The organism is Parablautia sp. Marseille-Q6255 (assembly GCF_951230155.1).
In the GTDB taxonomy this organism is placed as follows: Bacteria; Bacillota; Clostridia; order Lachnospirales; family Lachnospiraceae; genus Choladousia.
The window spans coordinates 58,245-77,270 of sequence record NZ_CATNVD010000021.1; the positions used below are offsets into that span (position 1 = coordinate 58,245).

A 19,026-nucleotide genomic window follows, 5' to 3' on the forward strand; every position below is an offset into this window, starting at 1 on the left:
ATCGCAAGCACAATGATGATCACGATCGCTGCCGCTATCTTTTTCTGTGTCTTAGAGTTGTTAAAGTTCATCATATTGATCACCTCTTCATTTTTCCATACTCCAGTATAATACCGTCAATCATCCGGGAAGCTTCGCTTTTCGTCAGCATCTCGATTTTAACGTTATTTTCTATTCTATGATATTTTAATAAATCCCGCAAGTATACTTTTTGTGAATTTGTGATCGGGCTTTCCTTCTTAATCTTAAAAACAAGCGGCACCGCTTTAAACTGCTCCGGGTGATCCTCTCCAAAATCCTCCTTCAGACGCTCATACAGCCTTGCCGCAGTCAGCGCGTCATCCAGCGCCCGGTGATGCTGCTCCTGTGTGATCCCATAATATGCAGCCATTTTATCCAGAGATTTTCCGGGCAGCTGCGGCAGGCACGATCTCGATATGGCAAGCGTGTCGATCCCTCTGCGCTCAAAGGTCCCGCCCAGATTTACGACGCTGCGCTTCATAAAGCTGTAATCAAACAGTACGTTGTGCCCGAGCAGGATCTCCTCCCCGGCAAAATCCAGAAAGCCCTCCACAGCCTCCCGCGTCCCCGGACTGCCCTGTATCATTTCCTGCGTGATCCCGGTAAGCTGTGTGATCCGCTGCGGGATCTCTATCCCGCAGTCGATAAATGTCTCATACGTCCCCGTCACTTCTCCGCCTTCTACCCGTACTGCGCCAATCTCCAGTATCCTGTCGTATTTCGGGCGCAGCCCCGTAGTCTCCAGATCAAACGCTACATAACTGTCTTCCATCTCTTCCTCCTGTTCCTTCTCCCGCCTGTTTCCCCGGCCTGAAGATACACTGCACGGACGCATTGCCTGTGAGCGGACTGCGTTTCTGATAGTCAAACAGCAGCCACACGCCGGACTCGCAGACTTCCCGGGAGGCTTCGATACCGGATACTTCCACGCCGGCCGCTGCGGCTGTCTGCAATGAAACGCGCTCCAGATGTGTCATCCGCATCAGCTGCTTCCAGGTCCTGTCTTCATACTGCATCAGATATTGACGCGCTCCCTCCCCGCTTTGATAAAACGCTGCGATCGCCTCCCTGTACTCCTTCTGATCCTGCGCCCAGTCCGGTCTGGTCTTCGCATTTTCTCTGAGGTACAGATCAACCGTCAGCAGCTCGTCAAAGCGGCGCCTCTCTTCATCTGTATGGCCGTCTCCTGCTGTTATCTCTGCGATGAACCCGCGCAGCATCTCAAAGCGCTGCAGTCTCGAATAGGATCTGCCATCCTCCCCGTGCGCGCGGTAATACCGGGCAAGCGCCTCATAAAGGGCAAACGGCCGCTCAAACAGCTGCTCCAGAGCTTCTATGGTGCAGCAAAACTGGCGGCTGTTATAATAAACCTCCAGCATTTCTTCTATATCTTTTAAATGCAGCAGCTCCCCGCAGGAGATCCACCGTGTCGCAAGTACCTCATACGGCGGCTCGCTGCGGTAAAGGATCCCGTACTCCTTCGCACAGCGATGCATCCGGGAACCGCGCAGAACTTTCAGAAAACCAAGCTGCAGCTCCTGAGGCTTCAGACGATATACCTCATCAAAAGATTTTTTAAAGCTGTCGAGATCCTCATACGGAAGTCCGGCGATCAGATCCAGATGCTGATGGATATTGCCTCCGGCGGCGATCCTTTGTACCGCATTCTGTATCTTTTCAAAGCTGTCCGAGCGGCAGATCGCACGAAGCGTCCGGGGATTTGTTGTCTGCACACCGATCTCCAGCTGCACCAGTCCCGGCCGCAGCGTGGCAAGCAGAGCGATCTCCTCGTCAGTCAGAAGATCAGCCGCTATCTCAAAGTGAAAATTAGTCACGCCATTATCATGCTCTTTGATAAATTTCCAGATCTCGATCGCATGGCTGTGTCTGCAGTTGAACGTGCGGTCTACAAACTTTACCTGCGGGACGCGCCGCTCCAGAAAATAGAGAAGCTCCTGCTTTACAAGGGAAAGACTGCGAAAACGCACCGTACGGTCCAGCGAAGAAAGACAATAGCTGCAGGAAAACGGACAGCCTCTGCTGCTCTCATAATAGATGATCCGGTTCGCGAATATCTCCTCCTGCTCCTGCACAAATGGCTGCCCGTAGACAAATGGCAGCTCATCAAGCGTACCCATATGCGGCGCTGCCGCTGTAGTGACGATCCCGTCACCATTCCTGTATACGATCCCGGCAATATCTTTCAGAGCCATCCCGGGTCTGCTCCCTTCCCCCTGCTCCTTTGTTTCCCGGACGATCCTCTGATCCGTCATCACAGGTACGCCCGCAGCATCCTCCCGGGTCAGATAATATTCCAGGACCTTTGCAAAGGTTCGCTCTCCCTCCTGACACATCACACCGAAAAACTGCGGATTTTCCATCAGAAATGCCTCTGCGTCATAGGAGACCTCCGGTCCTCCGACCCAGATCACAAGCTCCGGCATCACCTTTTTCAGGTTCGCCGCAAGCTCACAGATCACGCTGCGGTTCCAGATATAGCAGGAAAAAAACAAAAGCTGCGGCTGTCTGCGCCAGATCGACCGGAAGATGTCATCCGTATGGTGGTTGATCGTATACTCTGCCAGCTCAACCATCTCTGCGTACGCTCCCGCCGCTGCCTTCAGGCTGTACACAGCCAGATTTGAATGTATGTATTTGGCGTTGATCGCCACAAGTAAACTATTCATCGTCCCCTGTCTCTCCACGGAAAAGGGGGTGCCGCAAAACGCATCTATTTTGCAGCACCCGCCTGATCGTTATATCATCACAGATTACAGTACCATCTTTGCTGCGCCGCAGATCCCGGCATCATTGCCGAGCGTCGCCAGTGCAAACTCCGTCTGACGGCACATAGAAAACGCATATTTGCGGTACGGCCCCGTCACATAATCCAGAAGGATCTCTCCCGCCTTGGAAACTCCTCCTCCGATCACGATAATCTCCGGGTCTGACACTGCGGCAAAAACAGCAAGCGCCTTTCCAAGATATGTACCGAAGCGCTCTGCCACCTGGATCGCCAGTGCATCGCCTTCCTTTACCGCATCCCACACAGCCTTTGCCGTCACCTCCGTATCCCGCAGTGCGGACGGAGCATTCGTTGACGCCAGAAGCTCTCTGGCAAGACGCACGATACCAGTCGCGGAAGCTACCTGCTCCAGACAGCCGCAGTTGCCGCAGTTGCACGGCTCTGTAATTGCATCCTCTACGTGAGCATGTCCGATCTCCCCGGCAGCCCCATGTGCTCCTGCCACGATCCTGTCATTGATAATGATGCCCCCGCCGACGCCAGTGCCAAGCGTCACCATGATCATACTGTGATGACCGGCGCCGCCGCCCTTCCACAGCTCTCCGAGTGCTGCCACATTTGCGTCATTTCCTGCCCTGACCGGAAAGCCTGTCAGCCGCCCGAGATCTCCTGCAATGTCCACATATCCCCAGTGCAGATTTACTGCGCACGGCACTTCTCCCGCCTCATTGACCGGTCCCGGCACACCGACTCCGACGCCTGCGATCTCCTCGCGTTCCAGTCCTTTTTCCGCGATCTTTGCCATAATCGTTTCTGCCACATCCGGGAGGATATGGACGCCGTTATCTTCTGTGCGCGTCGGGATCTCCCATTTGTCGAGGAGTTCTCCGCTCACATCAAACAGACCGCATTTTACCGTGGTACCTCCGACATCGATTCCAAAACAATATTTCTTCATTTTTTATTCCTGCTTTCCTGCATTTTTCATTAAACTGTTCTGTACGCGGTTGTAAAGCTCCTGCGCCGCATTGTAGCCCATCTTTTTCTGACGGTGGTTGACTGCTGCCGACTCTACGATGACAGCGAGATTTCGTCCCGGGCGGATCGGAAGGGAATGACATACCACACGGTTTCCGAGGAACTCTGTGTACTCCTCCTCCAGACCGAGCCGGTCGTACTCCTTGTCTCTGTCCCACTCCTCCAGCTTGATCACCAGATCGATCGACTGTGTATTCTTTACACTCTCTACACCGAAGAGCGTTTTTACATCAATGATACCAATACCCCGCAGCTCGATAAAGTGCCGCGTGATATCCGGCGCTGTACCGATCAGCGTCTCATCGCTGACTCTGCGGATCTCCACCACATCATCTGTCACGAGGCGGTGTCCTCTCTTGATCAGCTCCAGAGCTGCCTCACTCTTTCCGATGCCGCTCTCACCCATGATCAGGACACCCTCACCGTACACATCCACAAGCACCCCGTGGATCGAAATACACGGAGCCAGCTCAACGTTCAGCCACCGGATGATCTCCGCCATAAAATCAGAGGTCGTCATTTTCGTGGAAAAAATAGGAACCTCATATTTTTTCGCAAGGCGGAGCATGTCCTCGTCCGGCTGCATCATCGTTGTATAAATAATGCACGGAACCTGATAGGACAAGAACTTTTCGTATACAGGAAGCTTCTGCTCCTGTGTCAGATGCTCCAGATATGTGTACTCTACATATCCGATGATCTGTACGCGCTGTGAATAAAAGTGGTCAAAATATCCTGTAAGCTGAAGCGCCGGACGATTGATCTCAGAAGTAACAACCTTTTTTCCGGACATGTCGATCTCCGGAGTCAGGTTTTCCAGTTTCATCTTATCGGCCAGCTTTTCGAGCGTAACACTGCTCACCATACCTGTCATTGCAAAACCCTCCTGTTCTATTTTCTTCTTTATTATAATAATTCCTTCCTGCTTTGTCCAGACGTAAGGCGTGTTTATTTCCTATTCCTCTCCCTCCGTCACGGTCACCTGCACAGAGGCATCCGGCGCATGAAAAAACTCATAAACCTGCCGCGCGCTGCGCGCGTTCATTGACGGTGCGTTTGCAAGCTGCTCCAGCGTCGCATCCCGTATCGCCTCCTGCGTCTTAAAGGTCCGCAGCAGCGCCTTGCGCCGCGTCGGCCCGATCCCCTCAATATCATCCAGAATGGATCTGACCTGCCCTTTGCTGCGCAGACTTCTGTGATATTCGATCGCAAACCGGTGCGCCTCATCCTGGATCCTCGTCACCAGCTTAAACGCCTCTGACCGCGTATCGATCGGAATTTCCAGATTATTAAAATAAATCCCCCGCGTCCGGTGGAAATCATCCTTTACCATACCGCAGACCGGAATCGAAAGACCAAGCTTCTCCAGCACGCCAAGTGCAATGTTGACCTGTCCGCGTCCGCCGTCCATCAGCAGCAGATCCGGAAACCGGCTGAAGCTTCCCATCTCGTAGCCAAGCCCCTTCTCCTCCAGTTCCCTTCGTTCTTCCAGCCCGTGCGTTAAGCGTCTTACAAGTACCTCCTCCATACTTGCATAGTCGTTTGGTCCCTGTACGCTTTTTATCTTGAACTTGCGGTAATCGCTGCGCTTTGGCTTGCCTTTCTCATATACGATCATAGATCCGACCGACTCAAAACCGCTGATATTTGAAATATCAAATGCCTCCATCCGCATGGCTCTCTCGATCCCAAGCAGCTTTTCAATCTCATGGACAGCGCCGATCGTCCTTCCTTCCTCTCTCTTGATCCGTTCCCGGTCCTGTGATAAAACGATCGAAGCATTTTCTCCTGCCAGCTCCACAAGCTTCTCCTTCGTCCCTTTTTTCGGCACCTTCAGGTATACGCGCTGCCCACGCTTTTCACTGAGCCATTTTTCAATGATCTCCTGATCCTCTACCTCTGTCTCAAGCATCAGCTCACGCGGAACGAACGGTGTTCCCGCATAATACTGCTTGATAAAGCTTCCCAAAATGGTTGCCTTCGTATCATGCGGCGCAACGCGCAGATAAAAATGCTCTCTCCCGATCATCTTTCCGTCACGGATAAAGAATACCTGTACGACTGCATCATTGCCGTCTGCGCGAAGCGCCAGCACATCCTTGTCCTCTCCATCTCCATGCGTGATCTTCTGGCGCTGTGCGATCTGATTGACACTCTCTATCAGATCGCGGTACTCCGCCGCCTCCTCGAACTCCATATTTTCCGCCGCAGCTTCCATCTTTTTGCGCAGCATCTCCAGCACCGGAGCGTGATTGCCATTTAAGAACTCCAAAGCGCCGTCAATCGATCTGCGGTACTCTTCTTTGCTGACATTGCCCTGGCAGGGCGCCGTACACTGCCCGATATGGAAATACAGGCACGGCCGTTCCTTCCCGCAGTCTCTGGGCAGATTCTTCTGACAGGTGCGCAGCTTATACAGCTTTCGGATCAGATCGATCGTGTCCTTTACTGCCGCTGCGCTCGTATACGGGCCAAAATATTTCGACTTATCCTTTTTCATCCTGCGCGCAAAAAGTACCCGCGGAAAATCTTCTCCGAGGGTAACTTTGATAAATGGATAACTCTTATCATCCTTTAGCATCGTATTATATTTGGGCCGGTGCTCCTTGATCAGATTCGATTCCAGCACCAGCGCTTCCAGCTCAGAATCTGTCACGATGTACTCAAATCTGCGGATCCGCTCCACCATCTGCACGATCTTGACGCTCTTTCCTCTGCTGCTCTGAAAATACTGCCGCACACGGTTTTTCAGGCTGATCGCCTTCCCGACATAAATGATGTCGTCATGCTCATCGTGCATAATGTAGACGCCCGGGCGCGCGGGCAGTTTTTTCAGTTCTTCTTCTATATTAAACATTTCTGTGTCCTTTCTCAAATGCAATATATCGCCTTTCTCCGATGCGAAGCTTTCCGGTTTTCCGTAAGATATTACCACATCACATCCAGAAGCTTCGCATTTGCCGGATTGATGCGGATCTCCACATCGTAGGAACGATCAAAATCATACGTGCTGAATTTATGCTGTTTGAGTTCTCCCAGAAGCTGGTCGCGGCATTCCATCAAAAGCTGCATCATCTCCTCAAACTCCAGTCCGTCCTTCCAGTATACGCCGACCTCGGCGGTCTTCCCACGGGAACTGCCCGTATCCTCATAGACCTCCGTATGCCCGAGATAAATCTCCCCGTATGCACTCGCGTACGTCACATCAAACCATACTTCATCACGCGGTACTGTCTTATCCTCCGTCACCTTAATATCATTAGACGCCCAATAGAGATACGGGCGGAGCGTATCATACTTTTCTGTTCCAAGCTCCCAGACGAGATGCTTTGTCTGCATTTCTTCTCCTGCAAGAGAAACGTGTCCCTGATACTCCATCTCACTGTACTCTGCAAATCCGATCCCTGCTCCGATACCTGTAAGCAGGACTCCAAACAAAATCAAAACTGCCATACTCTTTCGAAATGTCATTTTGTTTCCTCCTCTCTGTATCCCTGCTTATTTTCCCGCTTTTTCTTACCTGTAAATACCCAGCTAAGCAGGATCCCGACGGTCCCGAGTGTGCACAGCACCAGCCCCAGCGCAGCCACGCCAATACCGACGACCGGATAGCCCTGTGCGATCAGCACCGCAACCATACCCGTGCCAAACAGACTAAACAGCCCAAACACCAGAAATGGCGCCGCGCATAAGAGCAGAGCTCCTTTGATGCAAAATACTGCGCACAGCCATGTGATCCGGACGCAGCCATCCCAGAACCTGCGCAGCCAGGACCGCCCCTGTGTGCCTGCCATCCGCGCTGCCTGGCGCTCCCGGCGTTGTTCGAGACCTTCCTCATATCGTCTGCGCCGCTCCTCCCGCCGTTTTTCCCGACGCTCATATTTTTCTTCCCTCATTTTTTCCCGTTCCTCCTCTCTTTGCTGATATTGTTCTGACTGTGCCTCCTCCGCAGATGGACGCCCTGTCAGACGACGTACCAGCCTGCATATGCGCTCCCACGCCGCACAGGCCAGATTCCACCAGAACAGGAAAAAATGTCTGATCAGCTGCCAGAGTCTCGTACCGGCACGCTCTGCGGCCTTTCCTGCGCTCTGCGCCGCCTGTCCTGCCTTTTCCGCTGTCTCATTTACTGCTTTGCGGACATTCTGATACAGCTTCTTCTCCCTGTCCCCGTCCGCTTTCTGCTCCTGCGATCCTCCCGAAACGTACGCCGCATTAATGCTGTATGCATCCAGAAGCTCAGCGATCAGTTCTTCTATACTGCCGAAGTCCTTTACCGCCTCTTCCTCACTCATCCCATTTGCGATCTTCAGGTCAATATGCTGCGCATACTCCTCCAGAACATCCTGACGCTCTTTTTCATTCAGCACATGCAGCCGTTTTTCCAGCTCCTGCAAAAACTCCGCTTTACTCATTGCTATTCTCCTCCAAAAAATCATTTACCTTTTTCCAGAAACCATGCCACTCGCCCACAAGCGTCTCCCGGTAGAGTACGCCTGCCGCAGTCAGATGATAATACTTGCGCGGCGGTCCCTCGGATGATTCCCTCAGATAGGTCTCAAAATAGTGCTCATTCGTCAGCCGTTTGAGCAGTGGATAGATCGTCCCCTCATTCACATCGATCACACGTGACACCTCTGCCACCAGCTCATACCCGTACATATCTTTTCTGCTGACAGCCACGAGTACGACCATCTCGAGGACTCCCTTTTTAAACTGAGGATTCATGATTCATCCCCCCTGTCTGCCATTGTTGATATATGATAGCTTTGGTACAGCGCCCTTTTTCACGTCGCTGTCATCCTATATATGTATATTATACCCAGTACCTTATATTGTCAAGTACTGTATAAAAATAAATAGCAGCATCAGTGGACAGAGAGCAACACGCCTGCTCACTGACGCTGCCCATGTAACCGTTCAGCCATGCACAAAGTCTGTTTCTACATCTCACTTGACAAAAAACCGCCGCGCGGATGATCCTTCCTGCTGCATTTTGGCAGTCCGCCCTTATTCCAGTACATACCGATCTTATTCCACGTCTTCTCTCCTACAAGAAAATAGCCTCCCTGCGCATCAAGCACATACCACTTTCTGTCAATCCGGACCATGTTCCACTGATGGCTCGGATTTGAAGCTTTGGAGCTGGCATGAACGTATCTGCACGGAACACCGACCGCATCGCAGAGCGCCTTCATCGCCCGCGCATAACTGGAACACTGTGCCTCTCCGTAAACAAGCGCACCCCACGCCGTATTTGCACCGTTATACTGCCAGCCGCGCCATGCATAGCTGCAATTATTCCTTAAATAGGTATACGCCGCAGCTACTTTTTCATAATCGCTCATCCCTTTACGGATATAATTATCCTTAAAGCTCTGTACTACACGGCGTACCTCTGTCAGCTTGCCTGTGTTAAGCGACGGACCGTATACGCTGCCCGGCCGGTAGCTGCCCTTTACAGTAAGCTTCTTCGTCCTGACCTTGTAAATACTGCCAAAATCACTGTATTGTTTCTTCCCGTTTACTCTGGCATACGCCCTTACCTTATATTTATAGGTTTTTCCCGATTTCAGTCCGCGGTCCGTAAAAGTCAGGGTTCCCGCCTTTTTGATCGTTTTTACCTTTTTCCATGCACCGCCTGTCTGCCGGTAAATCTCGTATCCCTTTGCTCCGGCCGGCTGCATCCACGTAAGCTTCACTGACGTATTTCCCACAGTATATGCCTTTCGGATGTCAGGCGCAGTAAGCGTTGTCCTCAGCATGATCGTATTCGACTCAGCCTTTTCGCCATCCAGGCCATACTCCGTAACCAGTTTATAATAGTACGTACGCCCAAGACTAAGCCCCGTATCGTAAAACAGAACCTCGCCTTTCATATCTGCATCCGCATCAAAACAAATCATCCTTCCTTTCGTACCCCTTCGCTGCCACGTGCCGCCATTAAGGGATATCCAGCGTGATCCGGCATCAAAGATATCGACGAGCCGGAATACTCCGCCCGCCTCCGGGGACTGATCCGCCCGATATACCTTATAGGTACTGTTAAATGGAAGTTCTGCCTGGATCTTCGCTGCATCGGCTCCTGCCGCGCTGCCCTTTATAAGCCTGATCTGCTCCTGCGCTGCCGCCGGCATTCCCATGCTGCACAGACAAAACCAGACTACCAGCAACGTCCCCCATAAATGCCCTCTTCTTTTCCTTCTGTCTTTCATTCTCCCATCCTCCCTTTTTTCTTAATAAATTTGTTTTGTTTTTCTTTAGATTTCTTTCAGTTTTCAGTCACTGTTTATACACATTTTACCAGTATACTAAAGCCATAGATGAAATGAAGTCACCGAAATGCATGGCGCGTCTGTATTGACGGCGGCTTCGACAAACAGTTATCTTAATTTTGGTTAAGTTTTCATACATTTTTCTCTTTCCTTAACTCCGACAGGAGTACAAAAAGGGGATGGCTCAGGTGTCAGTGACACCATATGCCGTCCCCTTTTTGTACTCCATGCAGACTCTGCCGGGCTCAAAGCCCGGCTCTTCTCATGATGCCTGCCAGACTAAAAGGTCCGCAGCTTATCTTCACTGTCATCATGTGTATTCTCTATCTTTTTGATCTCCACGTAATAACCGTACTGATCATTGACCTTTATATACACGCGGTCTCCCACCTTGTGTCCGAGAATTGCCTTGCCCAGCGGAGATTCGATGCTGATCAGGCCGTGGATCGAGCTTCCGCGTACCGTTGTCACGAGCCGATAGACCTCTGTCTCATCATCCTCTTCAAAATAAACATGTACGGTGTTGTTGATCCCGACCTCATCATCCTTTGAGTCATCCGAGATCACACGCGCCGTTTTCAGCATTCGCTCCAGATACCGGATCCTGCTCTCGTTTTTATTCTTGTCTTTCTTCGCTGCGTGATACTCAAAATTTTCACTGAGATCGCCGTGCGCACGCGCCTCTTTGACTGCCTCTATAGCTTCCCTGCGGACTACGAGCTTGCGGTAATCGATCTCCTCCTGTATTTTTTTGATATCACTTTGCGTTAACTGATCATACATGTTCGTTCATCCTTCTTCCTGTCATGGCCATCTGATCCTGGTCTTATTTGCTGCTGTTTTTCTGCACGCTCTTTATCTGCGCCTTGCTATCCTTTTTAGCTGCTCTTTAAACGGGATCCGTGCCTGGGCGATCTTCTGTGCGATGCGGTAAGAGGTCGTCCCCTTGAGCACCTCAATAGAAGACCGCAGCGCCGCATTTTCATTTCTGAGGCGATTGACTGAGGCAGTCCCGCCGTGGCCGCCGATTTCCGGATTTGCACATGCGTATCCCTGAAAGACAAAGTCAAAATCAATTGCTCCGTTCTGCGCACAGGTACGTTCTGCGTCTTGTGGCGCGCAGGCTCTTTTATCCTGCCCCTCTTCCAGAAGTGCTCCATACAGCGCTCTGTATTCCCCGCCCATCGCAGCCACGCTTTTGTGCTGCATGCGCAGAACAATATCCTTTTTCTCCTGATACTCCTGCGGATGCTCCCTGATATGAAGCAGCAGCTCAACGATCTCCTCTGGAGACGCCTGCGGCGAAACCAGCCAGCCGCCGCCTGTTGCGCGCAGCCGTTCTCCGACGGCTCCGATGTCTGTACCTACAACGGGGATGCCATTCATCCACGCTTCAGAGACGGTATAGCAAAATGTCTCCGCCCAGATCGGCAAAATGCACACAAGATCAATCTCATAATCAGACAAAAGCTCCGGCAGCTCCTCCTTTTTGTACGTGGAGCTGAAATAACAGTTGTCCTGTGAGATCTGAGCAACCTGCTTATCGCCTATTGCGCCCATCACAAACCAGTTGATATTCTGTGTATCCAGAGGGATCATCTTTCCTGCCGTGATGCTGCCCTTCTGCGGCACCATCCCTCCAAGGAACGCGACATGCAACCTTCCCTCCTTACTGATCTTCGGACGGTGTGTTCCGGTGTATACCTTTCCGTCTGTATAAATCGTATCTCCATGCTTTACGTACACGCGGATCCTGACCGGCCCCGGAGCCAGCTTCTGTGAACGCACTCTGACGTCGATCCCGCACATGAGGGCGTCCGGATCGCCGAACGCCTCTACAATGTCCTTTCTGGCAGTTCTTGCAGATAAAAAGCACTCCGTCTGTCTGCGCTGGTCCGTAAGCTCCACAAACAGCTCTGTCTCCCCGGATGGGATCCCCGGCAGATAAGCCCAGCCCTTTACATCGCCGAGGCCATGATCCTCTCCAATGACGCGGTCGAGCTTTACGCGCAGCTCTTTATTTTTCACGATCTTCCCCTGCGGCATTTTACAGCAGGCCTCTCTTGTTATCCTGTCCTCGCCGTGAGCGATCACATGGCATTTTTTACGAAGCTGCGGATAATACTGCAGCATGATCTCCATAGCGCTTTCTGATGGGAAAATGATCTCCCGGCACTGCTCCAACGCGCGCCCATGCTCCCTTCTCCAGATGCGCAGATAATCCGTCTCCGGATAAATCTGCTTTTTCTCCCAGAGACATTCCTGACAGCGTCTGCAGCGTTCTTCCCCGGAAAGCTTCGCGTCATCCGGCAGACAGTAGTGATTGTGCGGATCAAGCAGAAGGATCGTCGGACACGCGTAATAATAATCATGCAGCGTCGCCATCACCGGGATCCCCTGCGCCTGCGCGGCATCGTAAATATCCAGAGAGATCCCCTGCGTGTGATGTACGTGTACCAGATCAATACAAAACGCCTGCAATATCTCATCAAATATCCTGCGGATCGCCGCGTCACGAAAGACCGGAAACTGCGGTTCCTCCCCGATCTCAAATTTCAGGAGCACTTCCTCCTGGTCTGTATATGCAGTGACGCAGAGAAATTCCCCGTCGCGGGCTGCCACAAACACATTGTACTCTCCGCGCAGCTCCTCCATCAGCTCCCGCACATGGATCTGCGTCCCTCCGATATTATTAAATGCTGTGGCGCGGAAATCCAGATGCACCACATACAGCAGATTTTTCTTTCCATTGTGCAGCTTTGTGTACAGATTGATGTTGTCCCGGATCTCCTGATCGGGATTTTCCACACAGTAGAGATGATTTCTGCGCATCTGCTGCGGATAGCGCTCCTCTAAAATCGCATTATGCGCATCACACAGCGCCTGCTTCTGCGCCGTATCAAAAGAGGCCGTCCCCTTGTGGTAAACAAAGGTATCGTCACACATCACGTGATGATAGCCTGCATGCTCCGCACGGTTGCAGAAATCATTTTCCTCTCCGTAGCCGCGCCCAAAGGTTCCGGCGTCAAAATACCCTATATCCTCGATCACACACCGCTTGATAAACATACAGAAGCCGACTGCCACCGTGATCCGCGGATAACGGTGCAGGCTGCACCGCTCGATCAGGGCAGCGTACGAGTCAACCGTACAGTTCTCCGGAACCGGATTGTCCTGACACATCACAGGAACAGAGCACAGAGTCGCACTGTTGGAGAGCGGCGTCACCGTCGCTATACTCTCTTCCCTGTACGCGCACGCAAGGATCTTGTCCAGCCACCCTGCCGTGACGATCGTATCGGAATTCAGAAGGAGTACGTCCCGATCCTCTGAAAGCTGCATGCCTATATTTACATTGGCAGAAAATCCCTGATTTGTTTCATTGTGGAGCACAAGAATATGGTCGTCTGCGAGCGAATCCAGATAGGGCGCTATCCTCTCATCCGGACTGCAGTCATTGATCAGTATCACACGGTGTCTGGAAAGATCCGTGTGTCTTTTTACGCTCGGAATGCAGCGCTGCAGGTCGTCATATCCATTGTACACAGGGATAATAATGTCTACTTTTTCTGACCTTCTGTTCATCTGTTTCCTCCAACTGTCCTGCCAGACAGGACTCCTGTTTAATCATTGAGACGCTCAGTGTTTTCTCAAAAATCCAAGCGGCTTTTTTGCTTTCTGTAAAAGCTGCTGTGCACAGGTCAGAGCTTCCGCTTCTGTCATCAGACGAATCCCGGCGCTGACCGTTATCTGCTGTGCGCCTTTGTCCGCCTGTACATGATAGATCGGATCTGGCGTCAGGAATACATCCCCCTGCTGTGTATGCGCGGATGCATTCGCCGCAGACAGCCGGGCCGTCGTCTTAGCCGGATCTATCCTGCAGATACACGCACTTCCCTCAACAGGGTCAAAACGCAGTCCCCGCACGGCGCCAAACGAGCGCAGATCAAACGTGACCGTAAAGCCGCCTTCCTCCAGCGGCACCTGTGCACAGAGCTTTTCCTGTTCTGAAAATCCATTTCCGGTATCAACAAAAAGCTGGCACTCCAGATATTCGCTGCGGAGCAGTCTCGTCCGAAACTCCTCCAGAGAAACGCCTATCTCCGGCACACTCTGCGCCAGCAGGCGGTTTGCGCCAACATAATGTTCTGTAAAATATACTGCCCACCTCTGAAAGCTTTCATCCTGCTCCCGCGTGATCCCAAACTCAGAAAGCAGATCCTTCTTCGCATACTGCGCATCCAGAAATGGATACGTGCTGTACAGCTCATTTACTGCGCGCCACAGAAGAAATGCTGACGGGACCGGAAAATCAAACATCCATTCACAGTCGATCACACGATACCTGCCATCCTCCGCCAGAAAGATATTGTCCAGGATCAGGTCAATATTTGCCGGAGCAACGCACGGTACGCCGCGCCACAGATCTTCTTCCATCGTCTCACCGAACACCTGGCCAAACGCTTCTGTCTCCTTTTGCGTCATCTCTGATACATCTGCATGACGCAGTCCCTCATCCTCACAGAGCCTGCGCACAATAGCAAGCAGCCTGCGGAGCTCTTCAAAATCTCCGTTTTGCACCGCCTCTTCCGCCTGATGTCCCAGGCTTTTTCCCGGAAGGAACGGATAGACGATACCATCCTTTTCCAGTCTTCCCGGAAGCGGCTCCCACAGTCTGTACTGCTGTGTGTGTGCCGCAAGTGTGCCGATGTGAGAAGAGGCTGCCTCTTCCATCGGCATTTTTACAACATACTTTCCATTCCCATCCTTACAGATCACAGTCGCAGCGCAAAAGCGGTCTGCCCGGTCTGTACTGAGCTTTACATACTCCACCGAAGACGTAAACGGCGCGGCGCTCATCTCGATCAGAAACGAATTTGCAAAACGGTCCATCACGCCTTCCTGCTGCAGAGCAGACGCCATTTTTTCTTCTGAAAACAGAGCCATGCGGTATTTCGTAAAGTTCCATGTCGGACATCCATACTTCTGATCTTTCAAAGACGCGTCTGTAAAAATTTCCCGCGGAAATTTATAGTCCGGGTATGGATAATAAAATTTATAATACTCCAGTCCGCAGCTGTGCATCAGTGTCTCCCACTCTGCTTTTGAAAAGGTGCGGACCGTATCGTTTCCTTCATACTCACGGATACCGTCAAAGTATCCGTCCGTATGATCCTCGGGAGCTCCTGCGAAATATTTCAGCCCCAGACGGTTTTCGATCGCAACAAGGATCTTTCCGTCCGGCTTCAGGAGACGGCTGACACTGCGCAGATACGTCTCATACGGCTTCTCTCCCGGCGTAAAGCCCATGGCATATTCAAATACTCCGTTAAAGATCACATAATCAAATGTCTCTTTAAATGCGATATCATTCAGGTTTCCGACCAGTATTTCCAGATTCTCATAGTCCTTATGGCGCGCGTAATTGATCCCGGCCCGCCGCCTGGAAAGCTCTACTGAGACGACCCGCCCGAGCCTTCTGCACAAAAGCCCTGTGATCGCACCACAGCCGGAACCAATCTCCAGCACGTTGGCTCCTTCACGAAACGGATACCAGTTCAGGATATTTTCACGCGCCCTGGAAAGATGATAGAGGACCGGAAACTTCACAGCTTCAAGCTCCTCAAGCTTCTTTCCCGACCTTGCGATCTCCAGGATCTCTTCCTCCACATCGCCGTCTGAATATAAATCTTTCCCTTTATAATAATCAAGATTCAGTTTTGCCATATCCGTTTCTTCTCCTTTTGCACTGACCCGTTTCTCTATTTTCTGATTGCGTGCGGCAGCCGCATCCTATGACAGGGTCACACTGGAATTCATATCGTAATATCCTACTGTATTCCTGTCAGAGATCACTGTCAGGCTGCATACGTCATATAATCTGTGAAACACAGCAAACTCTCCGTTCTTGTATCCGGTACATCCAAGAGAGATCAGGTATTCTCCGCCCTGCAGGTCCAGCTTCTGTGTAAAGGTGATCTCCTGAAACTCCCCTGCTTTTTTCGGCTGCACGTCTGCTTTTTCGTACATGGTATTTGTCCCCGTGATCTCGATCCCCTGCAGATTTTTGATGGTAAACGCATAGATCGGCTCTGCGATATCCTCATGGAACATCACCTTCATGCGCACGGAGAATGTACTGCCCTTCATGATGGTATTGGTGATAAGACCGGCGTCGTCGAGAAGCGCATAATCAACGATCTCCGCACATTTCTCTCCATACTCGATCAGCTGCGGGTTTACGTCCACACTGTCCTTCCAGTTTTTCGACACATCCTCAATATCAGCCGCTCTTGAGTCTGCCTCAAGCTCCGACGGATCGAACTGGTTCACCAGCACCTTCTTATAAATATCGACAGCTTCCTTGGGCGTGCCTTCAAATATCTTGTCACCCTGATTTAAGAGAATCGCCCGGTCGCAGTATTTCGTAATACTTCCGAGATCATGACTGACAAACAGGATCGTCTTTCCCTGTTTTTTAAACTCCTCAAATTTGCGGTAACACTTCGCCTGGAAAAATACATCCCCGACAGAAAGCGCCTCATCAACGATCAGGATCTCTGGATCTATATTTATCGCCACAGCAAAAGCCAGCCGTACAAACATACCGCTTGAGTATGTCTTGACCGGCTGATTCACATAATCTCCTATATCTGCAAAGGCAAGAATGTTCTCCAGCCGCGCATCGATCTCTTCCTCTGAAAAGCCCATCATCGTACCGTTCAGATACACATTCTCAATCCCTGTATACTCCATATTAAATCCGGCGCCAAGCTCCAGAAGCGCTGAGATCCTTCCCGCAACCTGCGCGCTCCCCTGCGTCGGATTGAGTACTCCGGTAATAATCTTTAAAATCGTAGACTTCCCGGAACCATTCGTCCCGATAATGCCAACCGTCTCTCCCTTTTTCACCTCAAAGCTGATCCCGTTAAGCGCATATTTCTCCCGGAAATGTTTCTTCCGCGCCAGTCCCAGACTTTCCTTCAAGCGGTCAGACGGTTTATTATATAATTTGTAGACCTTAGTCACATGATCCACCAGGATCGCTGTATCAGAATTCACAGTCCTTCTCCTTTTTACATCAATGTATGAAACGCAGCTGCTGCTTTGAGCCGCACCTCGACTCCGCTGCTGCTTCGTCTCGGTCGCGGGCATTCGCCCTATAAAAACACCTTTTCCCGCTCTCTGGCGCACGCGCCTCGAGCGGCTCGGTGTTTTTGCACTTCCTTTTTCCTGTGCTTTGAGCCGCACCTCGACTCCGCTGCCGCTTCGTCTCGGTCGCCGGCATTCGCCCTATAAAAACACCTCTTTCCGCTCTCTGGCGCATGCGCCTCGAGCGGCTCGGTGTTTTTGCACGGCTCTTTTTCTGTGCTTTGAGCCGCACCTCGACTCCGCTGCCGCTTCGTCTCGGTCGCCGGCATTCGCCCTATAAAAACACCTCTTTCCGCTCTCTGGCGCATGCGCCTCGAGCGGCTCGGTGTTTTTGCACGGCTCAAAGCACATCCGCAAAGTGTACGCGGAGGCGACGGAAGATCCAGTTTCCGATCAGGAAGGCTCCTATGGTAAAGCACCAGAAATATATCGTCCACATTGGCCGTTCCCAGAACCAGTTTTTGTAGATAAATGCATCGCGGTATCCTGTCACGATGTAATAGATGGGATTTAATTTCAGGATTTTTAAAAGCCACCCGTGCGAAGCCAGCATATCGTCTGCGATCCACATGATCGGCGTCAGCCATACGCCTACCTGAAGCGCAATATTGATCACCTGTGAAAGATCACGGAAAAAGATCACGACTGCACTCGTCGCGTAACACAGTCCCAGCGTCAGCAGCAAAAGACCGCCTGAATAGTAAAAAATCTGCAGATAATACAGATCTGGAAAATGTCCGTACATACCGTATAGAAATACAGTAAAGCAGACAAAGACTGCATGGACAAACAGCGCGGAGATCATTTTCACGACCGGAAGCACACTGATGTTAAATACAACCTTTTTAACCAGATAGTTGTATTCGATCAGTGCGTTTGTGCCTCCATTTAATGCCTCCTGAAAAAAGAACCACGGGACGATACCCGCCACAAGGTAGAGCACAAACGGCACCGGGAGGGAGTCATTCCCCGCCCGGAAGCCTACTTCAAACACAAACCAGTAAACCATCACGGTCACGACCGGCTGTATAAATGCCCATACGATGCCAAGATAAGATCCCGCAAACTTTGTCTTAAAATCATTCTTCGCCAGCTTATATATCATCCTTCTGTTCTGATATATCTCTGCCGGCAGCGAAAGGAAACTTTTCATAAAAACTCCTATATCCTACAGCGACCTGCGGAACTCATTGTACGCCTTCAGTCCGCCCCATTTTGTATCCTTCTCGGACATGATAAGCTCCATACCCTCCGGGATCGGCCACTGTACTGCGATCTCCGGATCGTCGTAGCGGATGCCGCCCTCATCGTTTGGATGATAAAAATCCGTACACTTATATGCAAATTCTGCATAATCCGAGAGGACCAGAAAACCGTGCGCGAAATTCTTCGGAATAAAAAACTGCTTTTTGTTTTCAGCGCTTAACAGCACGCCATGCCACTGCCCGTATGTCGGTGAACCCTCCCGCAGATCTACTGCCACATCAAACACCTCGCCGGATACCACCCGCACAAGCTTATCCTGCGGAAAATGGATCTGGAAATGGAGTCCCCGCAGCACGCCTTTCTTTGACGCAGACTGATTGTCCTGCACAAAGATCTGGTCGATCCCCGCCTCTTTATAGTCGTTGTAATTATAGGTTTCCATAAAATAGCCGCGTGCATCACCGAACACGGCTGGTGTGATGATCTTTAATCCTTCAATCTCACAGGTCTCAACTGTTATCTTTCCCATTTTACGTACTCCTTCATATCACTGCCTGCCCGGTCTGCTTCCAAAATGGCCAGCCTGCC

General features: G+C 51.3%; 15 protein-coding genes. All 15 read right to left on the bottom strand.

Annotated features, from left to right (window positions below):
- Positions 1-79: 79 nt before the first annotated feature.
- On the bottom strand, positions 80-793 hold the full coding sequence (locus tag QOX44_RS15820) for a 3'-5' exonuclease (RefSeq protein WP_283684563.1): 714 nt from the start codon (positions 791-793) through the stop codon (positions 80-82).
- Positions 768-2,708: a B12-binding domain-containing radical SAM protein gene (locus QOX44_RS15825; RefSeq protein ID WP_283684565.1), complete on the bottom strand. Its 1,941-nt coding sequence runs from the start codon at positions 2,706-2,708 to the stop codon at positions 768-770. The genes QOX44_RS15820 and QOX44_RS15825 overlap by 26 nt, the downstream gene beginning before the upstream one ends.
- Before the next feature lie 84 nt (positions 2,709-2,792).
- Positions 2,793-3,725 carry an ROK family glucokinase gene (locus QOX44_RS15830; protein WP_283684567.1) on the bottom strand — a complete coding sequence of 311 codons (933 nt, stop codon included), beginning with the start codon at positions 3,723-3,725 and terminating at the stop codon, positions 2,793-2,795.
- Between the two features lie 3 nt (positions 3,726-3,728).
- Entirely contained in the window at positions 3,729-4,667 is a 939-nt protein-coding gene (gene hprK / locus QOX44_RS15835) for an HPr(Ser) kinase/phosphatase (protein ID WP_283684606.1), read from the bottom strand.
- A gap of 93 nt (positions 4,668-4,760) precedes the next feature.
- Positions 4,761-6,662, bottom strand: coding sequence for an excinuclease ABC subunit UvrC (gene uvrC / locus QOX44_RS15840; RefSeq protein ID WP_283684569.1), 1,902 nt, complete (start codon positions 6,660-6,662; stop codon positions 4,761-4,763).
- Positions 6,663-6,733: 71 nt separating this feature from the next.
- Positions 6,734-7,276 (bottom strand): hypothetical protein, encoded by a 543-nt coding sequence (locus tag QOX44_RS15845; protein ID WP_283684570.1) that lies wholly within the window; start codon positions 7,274-7,276, stop codon positions 6,734-6,736.
- A complete protein-coding gene (locus QOX44_RS15850) occupies positions 7,273-8,220 on the bottom strand; it encodes an HAAS signaling domain-containing protein (protein ID WP_283684572.1) in 948 nt (315 codons plus the stop codon). Before QOX44_RS15850 ends, QOX44_RS15845 begins: the two co-directional genes overlap by 4 nt.
- Positions 8,213-8,533: a PadR family transcriptional regulator gene (locus tag QOX44_RS15855; protein WP_283684574.1), complete on the bottom strand. Its 321-nt coding sequence runs from the start codon at positions 8,531-8,533 to the stop codon at positions 8,213-8,215. Before QOX44_RS15855 ends, QOX44_RS15850 begins: the two co-directional genes overlap by 8 nt.
- A gap of 215 nt (positions 8,534-8,748) precedes the next feature.
- The gene (locus QOX44_RS15860; protein WP_283684575.1) at positions 8,749-10,020 is read right to left on the bottom strand and encodes a transglutaminase domain-containing protein; all 1,272 of its coding nucleotides are present in this window, start codon (positions 10,018-10,020) and stop codon (positions 8,749-8,751) included.
- A 339-nt stretch (positions 10,021-10,359) separates the two neighbouring features.
- Complete coding sequence (gene greA, locus QOX44_RS15865) at positions 10,360-10,863, bottom strand: transcription elongation factor GreA (RefSeq protein ID WP_283684576.1); 504 nt, start codon at positions 10,861-10,863, stop codon at positions 10,360-10,362.
- A gap of 72 nt (positions 10,864-10,935) precedes the next feature.
- Positions 10,936-13,665: a glycosyltransferase gene (locus QOX44_RS15870; protein ID WP_283684578.1), complete on the bottom strand. Its 2,730-nt coding sequence runs from the start codon at positions 13,663-13,665 to the stop codon at positions 10,936-10,938.
- Between the two features lie 54 nt (positions 13,666-13,719).
- On the bottom strand, positions 13,720-15,807 hold the full coding sequence (locus QOX44_RS15875; protein ID WP_283684579.1) for an SAM-dependent methyltransferase: 2,088 nt from the start codon (positions 15,805-15,807) through the stop codon (positions 13,720-13,722).
- 66 nt (positions 15,808-15,873) lie between these two features.
- Positions 15,874-17,142 carry an ABC transporter ATP-binding protein gene (locus QOX44_RS15880; protein ID WP_283684580.1) on the bottom strand — a complete coding sequence of 423 codons (1,269 nt, stop codon included), beginning with the start codon at positions 17,140-17,142 and terminating at the stop codon, positions 15,874-15,876.
- Positions 17,143-17,572: 430 nt separating this feature from the next.
- The gene (locus QOX44_RS15885) at positions 17,573-18,385 is read right to left on the bottom strand and encodes an ABC transporter permease (RefSeq protein WP_283684583.1); all 813 of its coding nucleotides are present in this window, start codon (positions 18,383-18,385) and stop codon (positions 17,573-17,575) included.
- Between the two features lie 15 nt (positions 18,386-18,400).
- On the bottom strand, positions 18,401-18,967 hold the full coding sequence (gene rfbC, locus QOX44_RS15890) for a dTDP-4-dehydrorhamnose 3,5-epimerase (protein ID WP_283684585.1): 567 nt from the start codon (positions 18,965-18,967) through the stop codon (positions 18,401-18,403).
- Between the last annotated feature and the right edge of the window lie 59 nt (positions 18,968-19,026).

Excerpts from the sequence above, each read along its gene's own strand:
- greA (WP_283684576.1), bottom strand. The coding sequence starts at position 10,863 with ATGTATGATCAGTTAACGCAAAGTGATATCAAAAAAATACAGGAGGAG.
- rfbC (WP_283684585.1), bottom strand. The coding sequence starts at position 18,967 with ATGGGAAAGATAACAGTTGAGACCTGTGAGATTGAAGGATTAAAGATC.
- QOX44_RS15875 (WP_283684579.1), bottom strand. The coding sequence starts at position 15,807 with ATGGCAAAACTGAATCTTGATTATTATAAAGGGAAAGATTTATATTCA.
- QOX44_RS15850 (WP_283684572.1), bottom strand. The coding sequence starts at position 8,220 with ATGAGTAAAGCGGAGTTTTTGCAGGAGCTGGAAAAACGGCTGCATGTG.
- QOX44_RS15855 (WP_283684574.1), bottom strand. The coding sequence starts at position 8,533 with ATGAATCCTCAGTTTAAAAAGGGAGTCCTCGAGATGGTCGTACTCGTG.
- QOX44_RS15885 (WP_283684583.1), bottom strand. The coding sequence starts at position 18,385 with ATGAAAAGTTTCCTTTCGCTGCCGGCAGAGATATATCAGAACAGAAGG.
- QOX44_RS15845 (WP_283684570.1), bottom strand. The coding sequence starts at position 7,276 with ATGACATTTCGAAAGAGTATGGCAGTTTTGATTTTGTTTGGAGTCCTG.
- QOX44_RS15825 (WP_283684565.1), bottom strand. The coding sequence starts at position 2,708 with ATGAATAGTTTACTTGTGGCGATCAACGCCAAATACATACATTCAAAT.
- QOX44_RS15870 (WP_283684578.1), bottom strand. The coding sequence starts at position 13,665 with ATGAACAGAAGGTCAGAAAAAGTAGACATTATTATCCCTGTGTACAAT.
- QOX44_RS15860 (WP_283684575.1), bottom strand. The coding sequence starts at position 10,020 with ATGAAAGACAGAAGGAAAAGAAGAGGGCATTTATGGGGGACGTTGCTG.
- QOX44_RS15820 (WP_283684563.1), bottom strand. The coding sequence starts at position 793 with ATGGAAGACAGTTATGTAGCGTTTGATCTGGAGACTACGGGGCTGCGC.
- uvrC (WP_283684569.1), bottom strand. The coding sequence starts at position 6,662 with ATGTTTAATATAGAAGAAGAACTGAAAAAACTGCCCGCGCGCCCGGGC.
- QOX44_RS15830 (WP_283684567.1), bottom strand. The coding sequence starts at position 3,725 with ATGAAGAAATATTGTTTTGGAATCGATGTCGGAGGTACCACGGTAAAA.